This window comes from Litoreibacter sp. JB4-2 (assembly GCF_055693445.1).
Genome location: NZ_CM146334.1, coordinates 2,069,504 through 2,084,509 on the forward strand (window position 1 = coordinate 2,069,504; position 15,006 = coordinate 2,084,509).

The 15,006-nt window shown below is 58.0% G+C and carries 15 protein-coding genes and 1 pseudogene; 8 read left to right on the plus strand and 8 right to left on the minus strand.

Annotation, left to right across the window (positions count from 1 at the left end; genetic code table 11):
* Positions 1-7: 7 nt before the first annotated feature.
* On the minus strand, positions 8-1,528 hold the full coding sequence (dacB, locus tag ACZ1G7_RS10315; RefSeq protein WP_472659327.1) for a D-alanyl-D-alanine carboxypeptidase/D-alanyl-D-alanine endopeptidase: 1,521 nt from the start codon (positions 1,526-1,528) through the stop codon (positions 8-10).
* 65 nt (positions 1,529-1,593) lie between these two features.
* Here dacB and ACZ1G7_RS10320 point away from each other — a divergent pair, with 65 nt between their 5' ends.
* On the plus strand, positions 1,594-2,442 hold the full coding sequence (locus ACZ1G7_RS10320) for a DMT family transporter (protein ID WP_472659328.1): 849 nt from the start codon (positions 1,594-1,596) through the stop codon (positions 2,440-2,442).
* Here the strand turns inward: ACZ1G7_RS10320 and ACZ1G7_RS10325 are convergent.
* Both ACZ1G7_RS10325 and mgrA read right to left on the minus strand, forming a co-directional pair.
* Positions 2,417-3,016, minus strand: coding sequence for a nicotinate-nucleotide adenylyltransferase (locus ACZ1G7_RS10325; RefSeq protein WP_472663712.1), 600 nt, complete (start codon positions 3,014-3,016; stop codon positions 2,417-2,419). The two genes, ACZ1G7_RS10320 and ACZ1G7_RS10325, sit on opposite strands and share 26 nt — an antisense overlap.
* On the minus strand, positions 3,016-4,047 hold the full coding sequence (mgrA, locus tag ACZ1G7_RS10330; protein WP_472659329.1) for an L-glyceraldehyde 3-phosphate reductase: 1,032 nt from the start codon (positions 4,045-4,047) through the stop codon (positions 3,016-3,018). The genes ACZ1G7_RS10325 and mgrA overlap by 1 nt, the downstream gene beginning before the upstream one ends.
* Before the next feature lie 119 nt (positions 4,048-4,166).
* Between mgrA and ettA the strand changes: the two are divergent.
* The 5 genes and pseudogenes from ettA (at position 4,167) to ACZ1G7_RS10355 (ending at position 7,830) form a co-directional block, all read left to right on the plus strand.
* Positions 4,167-5,823, plus strand: a pseudogene (gene ettA, locus ACZ1G7_RS10335) (energy-dependent translational throttle protein EttA).
* A 121-nt stretch (positions 5,824-5,944) separates the two neighbouring features.
* Positions 5,945-6,601: a glycine zipper 2TM domain-containing protein gene (locus ACZ1G7_RS10340; protein WP_472659330.1), complete on the plus strand. Its 657-nt coding sequence runs from the start codon at positions 5,945-5,947 to the stop codon at positions 6,599-6,601.
* Between the two features lie 134 nt (positions 6,602-6,735).
* The gene (locus tag ACZ1G7_RS10345) at positions 6,736-7,104 is read left to right on the plus strand and encodes a hypothetical protein (RefSeq protein ID WP_472659331.1); all 369 of its coding nucleotides are present in this window, start codon (positions 6,736-6,738) and stop codon (positions 7,102-7,104) included.
* Positions 7,105-7,214: 110 nt separating this feature from the next.
* Positions 7,215-7,433 carry a hypothetical protein gene (locus tag ACZ1G7_RS10350; RefSeq protein WP_472659332.1) on the plus strand — a complete coding sequence of 73 codons (219 nt, stop codon included), beginning with the start codon at positions 7,215-7,217 and terminating at the stop codon, positions 7,431-7,433.
* A 190-nt stretch (positions 7,434-7,623) separates the two neighbouring features.
* A complete protein-coding gene (locus ACZ1G7_RS10355) occupies positions 7,624-7,830 on the plus strand; it encodes a cold-shock protein (RefSeq protein ID WP_472659333.1) in 207 nt (68 codons plus the stop codon).
* 74 nt (positions 7,831-7,904) lie between these two features.
* On the opposite strand, the gene ACZ1G7_RS10360 is transcribed toward ACZ1G7_RS10355, so the two are convergent.
* Entirely contained in the window at positions 7,905-8,108 is a 204-nt protein-coding gene (locus ACZ1G7_RS10360) for a dodecin family protein (RefSeq protein ID WP_472659334.1), read from the minus strand.
* Positions 8,109-8,216: 108 nt separating this feature from the next.
* Between ACZ1G7_RS10360 and ACZ1G7_RS10365 the strand changes: the two genes are divergently transcribed.
* The gene (locus tag ACZ1G7_RS10365) at positions 8,217-8,804 is read left to right on the plus strand and encodes a gamma-glutamylcyclotransferase family protein (protein WP_472659335.1); all 588 of its coding nucleotides are present in this window, start codon (positions 8,217-8,219) and stop codon (positions 8,802-8,804) included.
* Here ACZ1G7_RS10365 and ACZ1G7_RS10370 read toward each other — a convergent pair.
* The 3 genes from ACZ1G7_RS10370 to glpD are packed head-to-tail and all read right to left on the minus strand — an operon-like array spanning position 8,760 to position 13,239.
* Positions 8,760-10,157, minus strand: coding sequence for an MATE family efflux transporter (locus ACZ1G7_RS10370; protein WP_472659336.1), 1,398 nt, complete (start codon positions 10,155-10,157; stop codon positions 8,760-8,762). The genes ACZ1G7_RS10365 and ACZ1G7_RS10370 overlap by 45 nt on opposite strands.
* Before the next feature lie 17 nt (positions 10,158-10,174).
* Entirely contained in the window at positions 10,175-11,659 is a 1,485-nt protein-coding gene (gene glpK, locus ACZ1G7_RS10375; RefSeq protein ID WP_472659337.1) for a glycerol kinase GlpK, read from the minus strand.
* Positions 11,656-13,239: a glycerol-3-phosphate dehydrogenase gene (gene glpD, locus ACZ1G7_RS10380; RefSeq protein WP_472659338.1), complete on the minus strand. Its 1,584-nt coding sequence runs from the start codon at positions 13,237-13,239 to the stop codon at positions 11,656-11,658. Before glpD ends, glpK begins: the two co-directional genes overlap by 4 nt.
* Before the next feature lie 95 nt (positions 13,240-13,334).
* On the opposite strand from glpD, the gene ACZ1G7_RS10385 reads away from it, so the two are divergent.
* A complete protein-coding gene (locus ACZ1G7_RS10385; RefSeq protein WP_472659339.1) occupies positions 13,335-14,096 on the plus strand; it encodes a DeoR/GlpR family DNA-binding transcription regulator in 762 nt (253 codons plus the stop codon).
* 58 nt (positions 14,097-14,154) lie between these two features.
* Here ACZ1G7_RS10385 and ACZ1G7_RS10390 read toward each other — a convergent pair whose 3' ends face one another.
* A complete protein-coding gene (locus ACZ1G7_RS10390; RefSeq protein ID WP_472659340.1) occupies positions 14,155-14,985 on the minus strand; it encodes an NAD-dependent epimerase/dehydratase family protein in 831 nt (276 codons plus the stop codon).
* Positions 14,986-15,006 lie beyond the last annotated feature (21 nt).

Here is a 15,006-nt window from a genome sequence, read left to right on the forward strand (position 1 = left end):
CGATGCTTTACTGACCTGTGGCTTGCGCATTCTGATCCAAGTCGCTGTAAAGCGCTGACCATCTGCCAATCAAGCGTTGCTGCATGCGTCGCGACCGGCTGTTCCAGCCGCGCGCGCCGCGGGGGCGTTCGCGTTCCGCCCTTGAGAGCTTGGCGCGCCGCTCAGCATCCGATCGGAAGATCGCAAAGGCCAAATCGCGCCCACCGGGCGTTTGCACATATCCCGCAAGGCCGCTGACGAAGTTCAATGTTCCGGTCTTGGCGAAAATCCGACGTCCGCTTTTGGTGTCGAGATCGCCTTTGTCATCCAAAACCTTGATCTCCTTGAGCAGCGGTTGCAACAGCGCCTGCGCGCCGGGGGCCGTCAGGATGTGGACCATGTCAAATGCCGTCACCTTCGTTTGGTCGCCCAACCCGGAATGATCCACAAAGCCAGGACGCCGTGCCGCCGAACGCGTTTTTGCCCAGTCTGACATGGCCGCGCCTGAGGATGCCAATCCATCGGCGCCGCTTGCCCGTAAACCAATTGCCTCTGCCGTCAGGTTCGTCGAAAACTTCAACATGCCGCGCACGATTTCGTCCAGGGACGGGCTCGCATGGGACACCAGAACCTGCGCACCCTCGGGCAGGTCATCAATGCGCTTCGCCTGATCCAACACGATCCCATGACTGCGCGCGAGCGTTTGCATCACATCACCCGCGTAGATGCCGGGCCGTCGAACAGGCAGCCATCTGCCACCTTCTTTGCCCAGCGCCGTGCGCTTCACCGTCCAGTTTTCGAAGAATGGCGTCTGGGTATAGGTAAAGACCGGCCCGCTGCCCTCAACCACTTCCGCGCGCGCGAAGGTAACATCCGGGCGCACCCGCTCGCTGCGCCCTTCAAGCGTCATCTCGTAGTCATCGCCCTGACGTTCCCATTCCAAAAACACCCGGTTGAAATTCAAATTGAGCCCCGAGATGCCGGGGTTGTAGCCCACCTGCACCGGTTGCAGCGCATCTATTTCCTGCACCCATGGCAAGGCGGCATCATAGATCAGAAACTGCCCCGACACTCCCGTGACACCCGCCTCTTTCAACGCGCCCGCAAGGTCGAGCAGATCGTCGCTGGTCAAGACCGGATCGCCGTCGCCCGCCAAGATCAAATCACCCTTAAGTGTCCCGTTCTCAACCGGGCCGGTGCCCATCAACCATGTTTTGAACCGATGCTGCGCACCCAGTGTTTCCAGTGCATAGATCGCCGTCACCGCTTTCGACACGCTGGCGGGTGGATGCGCGCGCAACGCGGAATGGCTTTCCAACACAACGCCCGTGGCGGCATCAGCCACCACAAAACTGATATGCCCGCCGTCGCCTGCCTCCTCCATAATCCGCAACGCCGCAGGAACGGACAGTTTGGCCGCGTTGCCCGGCTTGGCAATCGGGCGCAGCGAGGTTTCCGGCGCATTCGCAAAGACCGCCCCCGCAAGCGCGACCCCCAACAAAGACAGGACGACGCGGCGGGCAACGGATCTGGCATTCAAAAAACTCATGCCGGTATCAATTGCCCAGCCGCGTCGTGCTGGCAAGACGTCAAAAGCCCTGATACGCAAGAGTGATGGACCGCAAGCTGCTCTTCGCTTCCGCGATCATGTCAATCGGCATGTTGATGATCCCCTTGGGGGACACTGCGGGAAAGATGATGACGGCTGAGGGCGTGCACCCGCTGTTTGTCGCATGGGCGCGCTATACCGGTGGGATGCTCTTGATTGTGCCGCTGTTTTTCCGCCGCGCAGCACTTCCGTTGTTTCTCGATTGGCGGATATGGGCACGTTCGGCGGTGCAAACCCTGACCATCGTCACGATCCTGACGGCGCTGCTGAGCGAACCCATGGCCAACGTGTATGGCGCGTTCTTTTTGGGCCCGGTTGTCAGCTATGTGTTGTCGGTCTGGCTGCTCAAAGAACAGGGGCACGCCTTGCGCCTGATCTTGCTGGTGATCGGGCTTGGCGGCGTGTTTCTGGTCGTGAAACCGGGCTTTGGAATGACGCCGGGACTGACATGGGCACTGCTATCTGGTTGCTTTTACGGCATGTATTTGACCGCGTCGCGCTGGGTGCAGCCTTTGGGCAAGCCGATGCATCTGCTTCTGGCTCAATTGGTGATTGGCTCCGTATTGCTGCTGCCATTCGGGCTGAGCAATGTGCCGCAGACGCTGTCTTGGGGGCTGTTGGCGTGGTCCTCCGCCGCGTCACTTCTGGGAAATTTGCTTTTGGTCTTTGCCTATGCCCGCGCCGGGGCGTCGTTTCTGGCGCCCTTCATATATGTGCAGCTTGTGGGTGCTGTGGCCTACGGCGTCGCGTTTTTTGGCAATTGGCCGGATAGTGTCGCGGGCCTCGGTCTTATGATCATTTTCGCCGCCGGGTTTGCGACCCTGTTTCTCAGGACCAGTCCCCGCGACGCCTGATTTCCGTAGAAGACGCATGGCTGAGCGGGACGTTGATATAGCACCAACACGGGGCCGCGTGGTGTGCAAGGATTTGGCTATAGGGGCCAGGCAGTCGAGCGGTGTCAAACATCTGCGACGCCATGGACCTGCGGGCCGAAATTCGGTCGCCCGGCCGGGCAATGACGCCCACGGGCAACATCTCCATGATCTCGTGCCAGTCCTGCCAATGGTGAAAACCGGCCAAATTGTCCGCGCCCATCAGCCAGACAAACCGGACACCAGGGTAGCGCGGCAAAAGCTTGCGCAATGTTTGCGCCGTATAGCGGGTGCCCAGCCGCGCCTCCAGGTCTGTGACCTGCACTTTGGGATGGTCAATCACCGCACGTGCCTTGCCAAGCCGCGCCTGCATGCTCGCAGGGCCGCGCGCTTTCAGCGGGTTGCCGGGTGAAACCAACCACCAGACATGATCAAGTCTGAACCGTTTCAGCGCCTGCCGGGTGATATGGGCGTGGCCCGCATGCGCGGGATCAAACGATCCGCCCAGCAAGCCAACCGTTTGCCCGGCCCCGGCCCGTGGCCACCCCGTTTGCATCATTCCGTTTCGGAGGATTTGGCCCAAAGGTTGATATCCTCTTCTTGCGCGATGCGGTCTATCTCGGCCAGCTCATCGGCTGTGAATTCAAGGTTTTTCACGGCACCTGCGCAGTCCTCAATCTGGCTGGGTTTGGAGGCACCGATCAATGCGGTCGTCACCCGCCCGCCACGCAAAACCCAAGCCAGAGCCATTTGCGCCAGCGTCTGCCCGCGCGCCGCTGCGATGTCGTTCAAAGCCCGCACACTGGCGAGGGAGCGTTCATTGATCATCCCATCAAGCAACGATTTGCCTTGTGTCGCGCGGCTGCCATCGGGGATGCCGCCCAGATATTTCTTGGTCAGAATGCCCTGCGCCAATGGGGTGAACGCAATCGACCCGATCCCCAAATCATCAAGCGTATCCAACAGGCCATCCCGCTCCACCCAGCGGTTGAGCAGGTTGTATGACGGCTGATGGATCAAACAGGGTGTGCCCAAGTCTTTCAAAATCGCCGCTGCCTCCCGCGTCTTTTCGGAATTATAGGACGAAATACCGGCATAAAGCGCACGGCCAGAACGCACGATATAGTCAAGCGCCCCCATCGTTTCCTCAAGCGGCGTCTCGGGGTCGAAACGGTGCGAATAGAAGATATCGACATAGTCGAGCCCCATCCGCTTCAACGACTGATCGCAGGACGCAATCATGTATTTGCGGCTGCCCATCTCGCCATATGGCCCCGGCCACATCAGGTATCCGGCCTTTGAAGAAATGATCAGCTCATCACGATAGCCCGCGAAATCTTGCGTCAGAATCTGACCAAACGCCTCCTCTGCGGCGCCGGGGCGCGGGCCATAATTGTTGGCCAGATCAAAATGCGTGATCCCGTGGTCGAAAGCCGTTTGGCACATCGCCCGTTTGTTTTCATGCGGACTATCGTCGCCAAAATTGTGCCAAAGTCCCAAGCTGATCGCGGGCAGCTTCAACCCGCTGCGGCCACAGCGACGATACGGCATCGCCTCGTAACGATTGGCGGCTGGGGTATAGGGCATTGGCATCTCTTTAGGTGGGCGTTTCGTTTTTGTCATCGTTGGCAATCTGCGCCTGATTGCCCTTGCCCGCAACCCTGTCTAAACAGGGCAAAACGATTTCCTCGAACCGGAGCGACCACATGGCTGCCAATCAATTCGTCTACTTCATGGACGGCGTGTCCAAGCAATATCCCGGCGGCAAAAAGGTGTTTGAAAACATCCGGCTGAACTTCCTGCCCGGCGTTAAAATCGGCGTTGTCGGCGTGAACGGCACCGGTAAATCATCGCTGATGCGGATCATGGCCGGTCAGGACAAAGATTTCACGGGCGAGGCCTGGGCTGCCGAGGGCGCAAAAGTCGGCTACCTTCCGCAGGAACCCACGCTTGAAGAAAACATGACCGTGCGCGACAACGTCATGCTTGGCGTCAAGGAAAAGAAAGACATTCTCGACCGCTACAATGAGCTGGCGATGAATTACTCGGACGAGACAGCCGAAGAAATGGCCAAGCTGCAGGATGAGATCGACGCGGCCAACCTTTGGGACCTCGACGCCCAGATCGACGTCGCGATGGAGGCCCTGCGCTGCCCACCGGATGACGCCATGCCCGAACATCTGTCAGGCGGTGAACGTCGTCGCGTGGCCTTGTGCAAGCTTCTCCTCGAAGCGCCTGACATGCTGCTGCTCGACGAGCCGACCAACCACCTTGATGCAGAAACCATCGCGTGGCTGCAAAAGCATCTGATCGAATATAAGGGCACCATCCTGATCGTCACCCACGACCGGTATTTCCTGGATGATATCACCGGCTGGATCCTCGAATTGGACCGTGGACGCGGCATCCCCTACGAAGGCAATTATTCCAGCTGGCTGGAGCAAAAAGCCAAGCGTCTGGAACGCGAAGCCAAGGAAGACAAATCCAAGCAAAAAACGCTGGAGCGTGAGCTGGAATGGATGCGCTCCGGTGCCAAAGCCCGCCAAGCCAAAGGCAAGGCCCGCATCAACGCCTATAACGAGATGGCCAATCAGTCCGAGAAAGAGAAACTCGGCCGCGCCCAGATCATCATCCCCAACGGCCCGCGTCTGGGCAACAAAGTGATCGAGGTCGAAAACCTCACCAAAGCTTACGGCGACAAGCTACTGGTCGAAGACCTCAGCTTCAGCCTGCCTGCGGGTGGCATCGTCGGCGTGATCGGCCCCAACGGCGCCGGTAAATCCACGCTGTTCCGTATGCTCACCGGGCAAGAACAGCCGGATTCCGGCACCGTCAGCTACGGCGACACCGTACAGCTTAGCTATGTCGACCAATCCCGCGACGCGCTGAAACCGGACGCAAATGTCTGGGAAGAAATCTCCGACGGCGGCGAGATTATCCAGCTGGGCGACGCGCAAATGAACTCACGCGCCTATTGCTCCGCTTTCAACTTCAAAGGTGGGGATCAGCAAAAGAAAGTTGGCAGCCTGTCGGGTGGTGAACGCAACCGCGTGCACATGGCGAAGCTGCTGAAAACCGGCGGTAACGTGCTGCTGCTGGATGAGCCAACCAACGACCTCGACGTTGAAACCCTGCGCGCGCTGGAAGACGCGATCGAAGATTTCGCCGGCTGCGCCGTGGTCATCAGCCACGACCGGTTCTTCCTCGACCGTCTTTGCACCCATATTTTGGCCTTTGAAGGCGAGGCGCATGTCGAATGGTTCGAAGGCAATTTCGAGGCCTATGAGGAAGACAAAATCCGCAGACTGGGCCCGGATGCGGTTGAACCAAAGCGAGATCAAGCACAAGAAATTTACACGATAATTCAGCGACTTAAGCAAATTCACGCATAGCAAACCAAGGCGTCCAGACATGGTGACGCCTTGAAAACATGCATTGCTCTCCCTAAATGTATACTATTGCATACATTATTTAAGGGGGAAAAATGGCTGATGATAAACAGGGTTTTGTCAATTTTTGCGCCGTTATCGGCGCTATCGGCGGCGCAATTGTCGTCAACAACGCTGACGGGGAAGGCGGCGCCTACATTGTGGGTATCGTCGCCGGCGGCGTTCTCGGCGCGATTGCGGGCCACATAATCCTCTTCGCAATTGCTTTAATACTGGCCGTGGTCGTGCTGATTTTACAGATCACCGGGTTTCTGTTTGCAAATGAAGTTAAGCAACAGGTTGTGCTCCCGGTTGTGAAAGAGATCGTGGCACCAAAGCGCGACCGCCCCAAAGCGGAACCTGCCAACAAGCTTTTCTACGCCTATGGGTTCTGTCTGCGCAACAAATCCAAAACCGAAAAGGTCAACTACGCGCTCAAATGGCCCGGGAAAGAATGGGAAAGCAACACGGTCACGGGTGATCAGTGGCATTGGCTTTATGTGACAGCTGGCGCAAAAATGCCGGTCCCGCGCGTTCGCTTTGACCAGTCTTTCAAGACCGGTCACCAAACCAAGGAATACACGCTCTCACCCAGCTATGAAGTGATCAGCGCCAAAAACAAAGCCGGCGTAAAATCCCAAATGAATTGCGCACGCTTAAAGGCCTACCATTTTGATCCTGTAAGCGGCGGGTTGGATTTGTTCAGCTACTAGGCTGCTCACGAACTAAAAAACGACGCCGCCCGCCATGTTGGACCGGGCGGCGATGTATGTATCGCCGCGGAATCCAACCCATTTTGCAATGCTGACCGACCTCGCCTACAGTTTCTTGCGTAATGATGAGAAGGATGAACGAGATGCGCCTGTCCTACATGATCGCCGCTTTGGTGTTGAGCACCGCGACCCCAGCCCTAGCGGACTGGACCAAGGTCGCAAGCGCCGCAGATTTGAAAAAACACGTCGTCGGTAAGAACTGGGTCAATCCCAAAAACAACGCCTGGTTTCGGCTGAAGCGCAATGGCAAGCTGGCTGGCGCGGCAGGCAAGGATGAACTGACCGGCGCTTGGGCATGGAAAAGTGGCTATCTATGTTTCGACCGCGCGTTGGGCGGTAAAAAAGTACCAAGCGACTGCGTGGTTGTGCAGCGAAATGGCGCTCAAATTGCCACGATCCGGCAACAAGGCAAGGGACGCAGAAGTGTCTACACGCGCAAATAGCCAATCGTTAAAATTGTCCTAAAGCTGTCATGGTTCCGGGGAATTTCATTAACTTTTGTTAAAGGTTCGTTTCCTAAGGTTGATGCAGGGGTATCTGCGAGGACACGAAAATGGCTTTAGTGGCGGTATTGATTGGCGGTTTGATAGGCTTTGGCAGCTTTCTGGGCGCGCTCACCATCTTTGGCACAAGCTTCTTATCGGCCCTCGCACTGTACTCCCTGACCGGTATCGCAACCACAGTTTTGCTTTTGCTGCTCGGCACTATGCCCGGCCTGCATCTGCGCGCGAAACCCCGCTCAATTGCCGCCCAAACCCACGTTTTTCGCTGAAAGAACGGGCCGGGGCAGCGCAAGCAATGCTTTACATTTGATGCCTAACCTGCGAAACGGGCGGCGCTACGTTTGGCTATTACGACCACTGACCTCCCATTTATTGCGGCTGCCAGTCTTTCGTTCCAGACTGACTATGCCGGGCTGCCACACCTCCGTGGGCAGCGATTTATTATGGAAGATCAATACTATGGCCACAGGCACAGTAAAATGGTTCAACACCACAAAGGGCTTCGGCTTCATCGCACCAGACGGCGGCAGCAAGGACGTATTTGTTCACATTTCTGCTGTTGAGCGCGCCGGTCTCACAGGCCTTGCCGACGATCAGAAAGTGACATTCGACGTCGAAGCAGGCCGCGACGGCCGCGAAAGCGCGATCAATATCGCTCTGGCGTAAGCCACTTTTTAGCAGTTTCTTAAGCCGCCCGCAGTCCTGCTGCCGGGCGGCTTTTCATTGGTAAAACCGAGACGCTAGTCTTCGAGCACAAACGTGACTTTCAAGATCACCCGGTACTCGTCGATCTTGCCGCCTTTGACGGTGCATTTCATATCCTGAACCCAAGCGCTGGTGACGTTTTTCAGCGTCTTCGACGCGCGCTCAACCCCGTTTTCGACAGCATCCTCAAAGCTCTTTGACGATGACGCAATAATTTCGGTAACACGTGCAACTGACATTTTAACCTCCTTTGTGTTGGCAATGGACGCAGTGTCGCGGCCAAATCTATGAACGGCAAGGTGAACACCCCCTTGTCCTTCCCCGCAAACCGCGGGCAAATGCGATCCATGGCACACCCTTATTTCTTCGGGTACGGCTCGCTGGTGAACACCGCGACGCATGACTACCCCGACGCGCTCCCGGCCAAACTGCAAGGCTGGCGCCGCATCTGGCGGCATACGAAACTGCGCGATGTCGCCTATCTAAGCGTGGTACGCGATCCAAACACATCACTTGACGGGTTGATCGCACAAGTGCCGGGCCATGATTGGGACGCGCTGGACCAGCGCGAATATGCGTATTGGCGTGAGCCATTGGAGCCAGACCATCTAAAACTGTCTCAGCCGCGCGATGCGGAGGTCCAGATCTACCAAACCCGAACAGACCAGGACGCCCCGCCCACCGATAAATTCCCGATCATCTTGAGCTATCTGGATGTCGTCGTGCAGGGATATTTGAACGTTTTCGGGCTCGAAGGCGTTGCGCGGTTCTTTGACACCACATCCGGTTGGGACGCGCCAATTTTAAATGATCGTAGCGCGCCAATTTACCCCAGGCATCAAGTGCTTACCCTGACTGAAACCGCATTGGTTGACCGGCACCTCGCCGCGTTATCGGCGCATGTGCAAGACTTGCATAAGCCGGATATGGGCTGAAAACGGTTCTGACGTTTTACCCGCCCCATCAGCTTCCCCGCGCATGACGCGTAGCGCAAACCAAATCCCAATCGCGGCAAAAATGACGCCGCCCAAAGCTTGCCCGATCAGCACCCCCGGCGCACCAAAGAGATAGGCGCACAAAGCGACCAACGGGATCGTCCCGACCGTGTGCCGCCCCCAATTGATCCATGTCGAATAGAACGGATGGCCCAGATTGTTGAACGCCGCGTTGGACACGAAAATCGCGCCATTGAAGAAAAACACCAAAGCCAGCGGCCCGCAGAACAGGTAGATCAGCGTCACGCCAATCCCCTCTGCTTGAAACAGCGACACAATGGGGCCACGTAAGACGAACAAAACCAGCGATACCAGAACGACGTAAAGCGCGATGAAGATCAGCCCGTAGCGAAACGCCTCCGCCACCCGGTCGTGCTTTTTGGCCCCAAAATTCTGCCCAATGATCGGGCCCAAAGCGCCTGACAGCGCAAAGATCACCGCAAAGGACACTGGCGTCAAACGTGAAACCACTGCCATGCCCGCCACGGCCGCCTCACCGAATTCGGCCATGGCGCGGGTGACGTAGCCTTGGCCAATAGGCGTGGCCAATTGGGTCAGGATCGCAGGCAGTGCGATGCCAAAAATAGGCGCAAAGTCACGCATCATCGTGGGGAAATGCGGCGCGCTGATACCCCCGTGATGACGGATGATCGGTAACAGCGCGGTCGCGGCAATTGCCACGCGCGCCGCAACGCTGGCCCAGGCCGCACCGACAAGCTCCAAGTCCAGCCCAAAGATCAGGATCGGATCAAGCACCGCATTGACCAGCCCGCCGTAAATCGTGGCCATCATCGCCCGGCGGGCGTCACCGTAAGCGCGCAGGATGGCACCGCCCATCATGCCGATCATCAGGAAAGGCAGGCTCGGGACGATGATTTGCAGGTAGGATATTGCCAGCACCTGCGTGTCGCCTGTGGCCCCAACAAGACTGGTCAAGAAGGGCAAATTAACCCAGACAAGCGCCGCAAACGCGGTCCCAAACAGCACGCCGTAGACCAGCCCATTTGTGATCAGTTGCCGCGCGCGTGCCTCGTCATCTTGGCCCAGCGCGCGCGACACCAGGGCGCCCGCCGCAATTGCCATCCCGATCCCGAAGGAGGTCGTGAAAAACAAGATCGCGCCGGCATAGCCCACCGCCGCAGCCAAAGCCGCGTTGCCCAGCATCGAGATGAAGATCATGTCGACAAAATCGACCAAGAACACCGCCATCAACCCGACTGAGGCCGTAAGCGACATCACCGTGATATGGCGAAACAGATTGCCTTCAAGGAACTTTGCGGTTTCTTGTGCCATCCCGCCCCCTAAAGCGCCTAGACCGACAGCGTCGCCGCCACGGCCTTCTTCCAAGCCCCATATTTGCCCGAACGAACCCCCTCGTCCATCCCCGGCTCAAACCGGCGCTCAAGCGCCCAGCTTTCCGCGAACCCGGCCTGATCCGGATACAGCCCGGCCCGCATTCCCGCCAGCCAAGCGGCACCCAAGGCGGTAGTTTCCAGCACTTCGGGCCGGTCGACCTGCGCGCCAATAATGTCGGACAAGAACTGCATCGTCCAATCGCTGGCGGTCATCCCGCCATCGACGCGCAGCACGTTTTCGCCGTCCGGCTCCCAATCTGCTGTCATCGCTTCCAGCAGGTCGCGCGTTTGATAGCCCACGCTTTCAAGCGCCGCTTTCGCGAACTCCTCCGGCCCCGAACCGCGCGTCAGACCATAGATCGCGCCCCGACAATCGGCGTTCCAATAAGGCGCGCCAAGCCCGGTGAAAGCAGGCACCATGATCACATCCTGGCCCGCGTCCGCCGCCTCCGCCAAAGGCTGCGTCTCGGACGCCTCGCGGATAATCTTCAACCCGTCGCGCAGCCATTGCACAACCGCGCCCGCAATGAAGATGGAGCCCTCAAGCGCGTAGGTTGGCTTTCCGTCAAACTGGTAGGCAATCGTCGTCAGCAGCCGGTTTTCGGATTTTACCGGGGTGTCGCCCGTATTCAGCAGCGCAAAACATCCCGTTCCATAGGTCGATTTCAACATGCCCGGTTCAAAACACGCCTGCCCAACCGTGGCCGCCTGTTGGTCGCCCGCGACGCCAAGGATTGGTATCTCGCGGCCAAACAGGTCGCTACGCGCCATCCCGAATTCAGCCGCAGAATCCAGCACTTCCGGCAGCATCCCCATCGGGATGCCCAAGGCCTCACAAATGCTGGTGCTCCACCGGCCCTTGTGAATGTCATACATCAAGGTCCGCGCCGCGTTGGTGGCATCGGTCACATGCCGCGCGCCGCCGGTCAGCTTCCAAATGATGTAGCTGTCGACAGTGCCAAACAGCAGCTCACCCGCTTCGGCCCGCGCCCTGACACCGTCCACATTCTCCAGGATCCAACGCAGCTTGGTGCCCGAAAAGTAGGGGTCCAACAACAACCCGGTTTTCGCGGTGAACATCTCCTCATGCCCCGCCTCGCGCATCTCACGGCAATAGTCCGAGGTCCGCCGGTCCTGCCAGACAATCGCGTTATAAACGGGCTTGCCGGTGGCCTTGTCCCAAACAACGGTCGTCTCGCGCTGATTGGTGATCCCGATCGCGGTGATATCATCGCCTTTCAACCCGGCCCGTTCCAACGCCCCGCGACAGGTGCCAGCCGTGGTCGACCAAAGATCATCCGGCTCATGCTCCACCCAGCCCGATTTCGGGAAATGCTGCGCAAATTCCTCCTGCGCGGAGGCGACAATCTTCATATCCGCGTCAAAGATAATCGCCCGGCTCGACGTCGTGCCTTGGTCAATGGCCAGAATATGGGTCATGCGTTGCCTCCCGCAGCTTTCATCCAATCGTCCAAAACCTTGATCTGATCCCCGCTCATCCGCAAGCCCAGCTTCGTGCGACGCCAGACCACGTCTTCCGCCTCCCGCGCGTATTCGCTTTGCATCAGCCAGGTGATCTCGCGCGCGGTCAGGGTCGCGCCGAAATCCTGCCCCATGTCATCCGCGGTTTTGGCATCGCCCAAAACAACCCGCGCTTCGGTCCCGTAGGCGCGGATCATGCGCCGCGCCCAGAAATCATCCAGAAAATCATAATCGCGTTTCAGCGCTGCGATCAGCGCATCCACCTGAGACACTTTGAAATTGCCGCCCGGCATCGCCACGCCCGCCGTCCAAGGGTCATTTTTCGCGCCAAGCTCCGGGCAGATTTTGTCCAACGCATGCTCGGCCAGTTTGCGGTACGTCGTGATCTTGCCGCCAAACACATTCAGCATCGGCGCACCCGCTTGGCGGTTCACCTTCAGCACATAGTCCCGTGTCGCCGCCGTCGCGGATTTCGCCCCGTCATCATAAAGCGGGCGCACGCCCGAATATTTCCAAACGATGTCATCCACCGTGATGTCTTGCTTGAAATACTGGTTGGCGAAGGCCAGCAAATAATCGCGTTCTTCATCCGAACACTCAGGCTCAACATCAGGCTCCGAATGCTCCGCATCCGTGGTCCCGATCAGGGTGAAATCGGTCTCATAGGGGATGGCAAAAATGATGCGGCCATCCTCGCCCTGGAAGAAATAGCATTTCTCGTGATCAAACAGCTTCTTGGTCACGATATGGCTGCCCTTGACCAGACGCACGCCCTCGGTCGCGTTGATCCGCACCGTGTTGTGGATCAGATCTCCGACCCAAGGCCCGCCTGCATTGACCAGCATCTTGGCGCGGCGTTCAAACGTCTCGCCGCCGCGCTCCAGCGTGACTACCCAGATGCCGTCCACCACCTCAGCGGAGACAACTTTGGTGCGTGTCATGATCTCAGCGCCCCGCGCCTCCGCGTCGCGCGCATTCAGCACAACAAGGCGGGAGTCCTCAATCCAACAATCAGAATATTCAAACGCCTGCTCGAACCGATCCTCCAAAGGCTCCCCTTCTTTGACGCGCTTCAAAAACAGCGTCTTGGTCCCGGGCAAAATGTCCCGTCCCCCAAGATTGTCGTAAAGAAACAGCCCAAACCGGATCATCCAGGCGGGCCTGCGCCCCTTCATCCACGGCATCACGGTGCTCAGCAGTTTTGACACCGGGGTCGAGCCTTCAAACCGCATATCCTTGTGATAGGGCAGCACAAACCGCATCGGCCAGCTGATATGTGGCATCGCTTTCAACAACGTTTCGCGCTCGATCAACGCCTCGCGCACCAACCGGATTTCACCATATTCCAAATAGCGCAACCCGCCATGGAACAGCTTGGTCGAGGCAGAGGACGTCGCCCAAGCCAAATCCTTCATCTCCGCCAGCGATACGCTCATCCCGCGGCCCGCCGCATCGCGCGCGATACCACAGCCATTGATGCCGCCGCCAATGACAAAAAGATCGGCGACAAAAAGATCGGTGATTTTCGCGTCTGACATGTCTCGACTCACTTTTTCCTGCTTGGGCTCTTCTTCATAGGTTTACTTTCGTTTCGTCAAGGTTATGTTTCGGTTTAGCTTCGTATTGAAAGATCATGACCCTCAATTTTCGCCATTCCGACATTCTGGAGATCGCTCAAAGCGAAGGGCGCGTCTCCGTCGATGACCTCGCGGCGCGGTTGAACACCTCCGTTCAAACGATCCGCAAAGACCTCACGCAGCTGGCCGATGCGGGCAAGCTCGACCGTGTCCATGGCGGCGCGATCCTGCCCTCCGGGGTCACCAATATCGGCTATTCCGAGCGGCAGGACCTCAACCGAGCTGCCAAAGCCGCCATTGCCAAACGCTGCGCCGCCGACATTCCCGACAACGCTTCTGTCTTTCTCAATATCGGCACCAGCACGGAGGCCGTCGCGCGTGAACTTCTCACCCATCGCAACCTGATGGTCGTGACCAATAACATGAACATCACCCAGATCCTCGCGGCAAATCAGACCTGCGAAGTCATCGTCGCCGGCGGCATTCTGCGTCGTTCAGATGGCGGGCTGACAGGGCCGCAAACCGTGCAAATGATCCAGGCCTTCAAATTTGACTACGCAGTGATCGGCTGCTCCGGCCTGGATCAGGATGGCGACATTCTGGATTTTGACATCGCCGAGGTGGGCGTCAGCCAAACCATCATTGCGCAATCGCGCGAACGCTTCCTCGTCGCTGACCACACCAAATTCAGTCGCGCAGCCCCGGTCCGCATCGCTTCGCTCAAAGACATCACGCGATTTTACACCGATGCGGTGCCATCACAGCCGATCCAGAACAAATGCAAACGCTGGAAGACCGAGATCGCCCGCAGCCCCTGACCGCTCTTCATTGTTTCAAAAATATTCCGGGGGAGGCGAAGCCGGGGGCAGAGCCCCCTCACTCCTTGTCAGGTATTGCCATCTTCGCCATCGGCGACACCCCCAAAACGGCTGAGGCAAACGGCCCGCCATGGCAGGTCTGCGCAAGATCGGAATGATCCGCAGGCGGTTCTTTCGCGAACACTTCTTCCGCAAACGCTTCTGCATTGTCCTTCGGTCGGTACCCCAAAAAGGCCGCCGCCGAATTGTCGACAGGGCAACGGTCATTGTTCGATACACCGTAGACCACAGTGAACCCCACATGCGGCGTGTCGATGCTGCGCGCCACCAGCTGGCGCAGGTCGTCAAAGCTCAACCATGAGCCCAGCGCACGCGCATTTCCGGGTTTGGAGGTCGCGGAATAGATCCGCAGATGCACACTTTCGATACCTTCCTTCTCCCAATACATGCGGCCCAGATCCTCGGTGAAGCACTTGGCAAAACCGTAATAGGTGTCGGGCCGATGCGGCATCTCCGTATCGATCCGCGTCGTCTTGGGATACATCCCCATCGCATGGATGGAGGACGCGTAGATCACACGCCGAACCCCCAATTGCCGCGCGCTTTCCCAGATATTGTAGGACCCCATGAAATTCGGCCCCCACATCTGATCAAAGGGCAGTTCATCCACAATGGCACCGAAATGCACGACCATATCCGCGCCAACCAGCAGCGGACGGATCGCCTCCATGGACGAAAGATCGGCCTGAACGAAGGTCTCATTTGCATGCAGATCGCCGCCGCTTTCAGCAATATCGGTGGATACCAGCTCTTCGCAGAGCCCGGCCAACATGCCGCGCAGCTCTTGCCCCAGATTGCCATTGGCGCCTGTCAGTACGATCTTTTTCATATGAGTGTTCTCCCTTGCCTG

What these genes read in the sequence shown, in the direction of transcription:
- glpK (WP_472659337.1), bottom strand. Translation starts at nt 11,659, where the DNA reads ATGACCCATATTCTGGCCATTGACCAAGGCACGACGTCGAGCCGGGCG.
- ACZ1G7_RS10345 (WP_472659331.1), top strand. Translation starts at nt 6,736, where the DNA reads ATGAACGAGATGCGCCTGTCCTACATGATCGCCGCTTTGGTGTTGAGC.
- mgrA (WP_472659329.1), bottom strand. Translation starts at nt 4,047, where the DNA reads ATGCCCTATACCCCAGCCGCCAATCGTTACGAGGCGATGCCGTATCGT.
- ACZ1G7_RS10340 (WP_472659330.1), top strand. Translation starts at nt 5,945, where the DNA reads ATGGCTGATGATAAACAGGGTTTTGTCAATTTTTGCGCCGTTATCGGC.
- ACZ1G7_RS10370 (WP_472659336.1), bottom strand. Translation starts at nt 10,157, where the DNA reads ATGGCACAAGAAACCGCAAAGTTCCTTGAAGGCAATCTGTTTCGCCAT.
- ACZ1G7_RS10365 (WP_472659335.1), top strand. Translation starts at nt 8,217, where the DNA reads ATGGCACACCCTTATTTCTTCGGGTACGGCTCGCTGGTGAACACCGCG.
- glpD (WP_472659338.1), bottom strand. Translation starts at nt 13,239, where the DNA reads ATGTCAGACGCGAAAATCACCGATCTTTTTGTCGCCGATCTTTTTGTC.
- ACZ1G7_RS10360 (WP_472659334.1), bottom strand. Translation starts at nt 8,108, where the DNA reads ATGTCAGTTGCACGTGTTACCGAAATTATTGCGTCATCGTCAAAGAGC.
- dacB (WP_472659327.1), bottom strand. Translation starts at nt 1,528, where the DNA reads ATGAGTTTTTTGAATGCCAGATCCGTTGCCCGCCGCGTCGTCCTGTCT.
- ACZ1G7_RS10390 (WP_472659340.1), bottom strand. Translation starts at nt 14,985, where the DNA reads ATGAAAAAGATCGTACTGACAGGCGCCAATGGCAATCTGGGGCAAGAG.
- ACZ1G7_RS10325 (WP_472663712.1), bottom strand. Translation starts at nt 3,016, where the DNA reads ATGCAAACGGGGTGGCCACGGGCCGGGGCCGGGCAAACGGTTGGCTTG.
- ACZ1G7_RS10385 (WP_472659339.1), top strand. Translation starts at nt 13,335, where the DNA reads ATGACCCTCAATTTTCGCCATTCCGACATTCTGGAGATCGCTCAAAGC.
- ACZ1G7_RS10350 (WP_472659332.1), top strand. Translation starts at nt 7,215, where the DNA reads ATGGCTTTAGTGGCGGTATTGATTGGCGGTTTGATAGGCTTTGGCAGC.
- ACZ1G7_RS10320 (WP_472659328.1), top strand. Translation starts at nt 1,594, where the DNA reads ATGGACCGCAAGCTGCTCTTCGCTTCCGCGATCATGTCAATCGGCATG.
- ACZ1G7_RS10355 (WP_472659333.1), top strand. Translation starts at nt 7,624, where the DNA reads ATGGCCACAGGCACAGTAAAATGGTTCAACACCACAAAGGGCTTCGGC.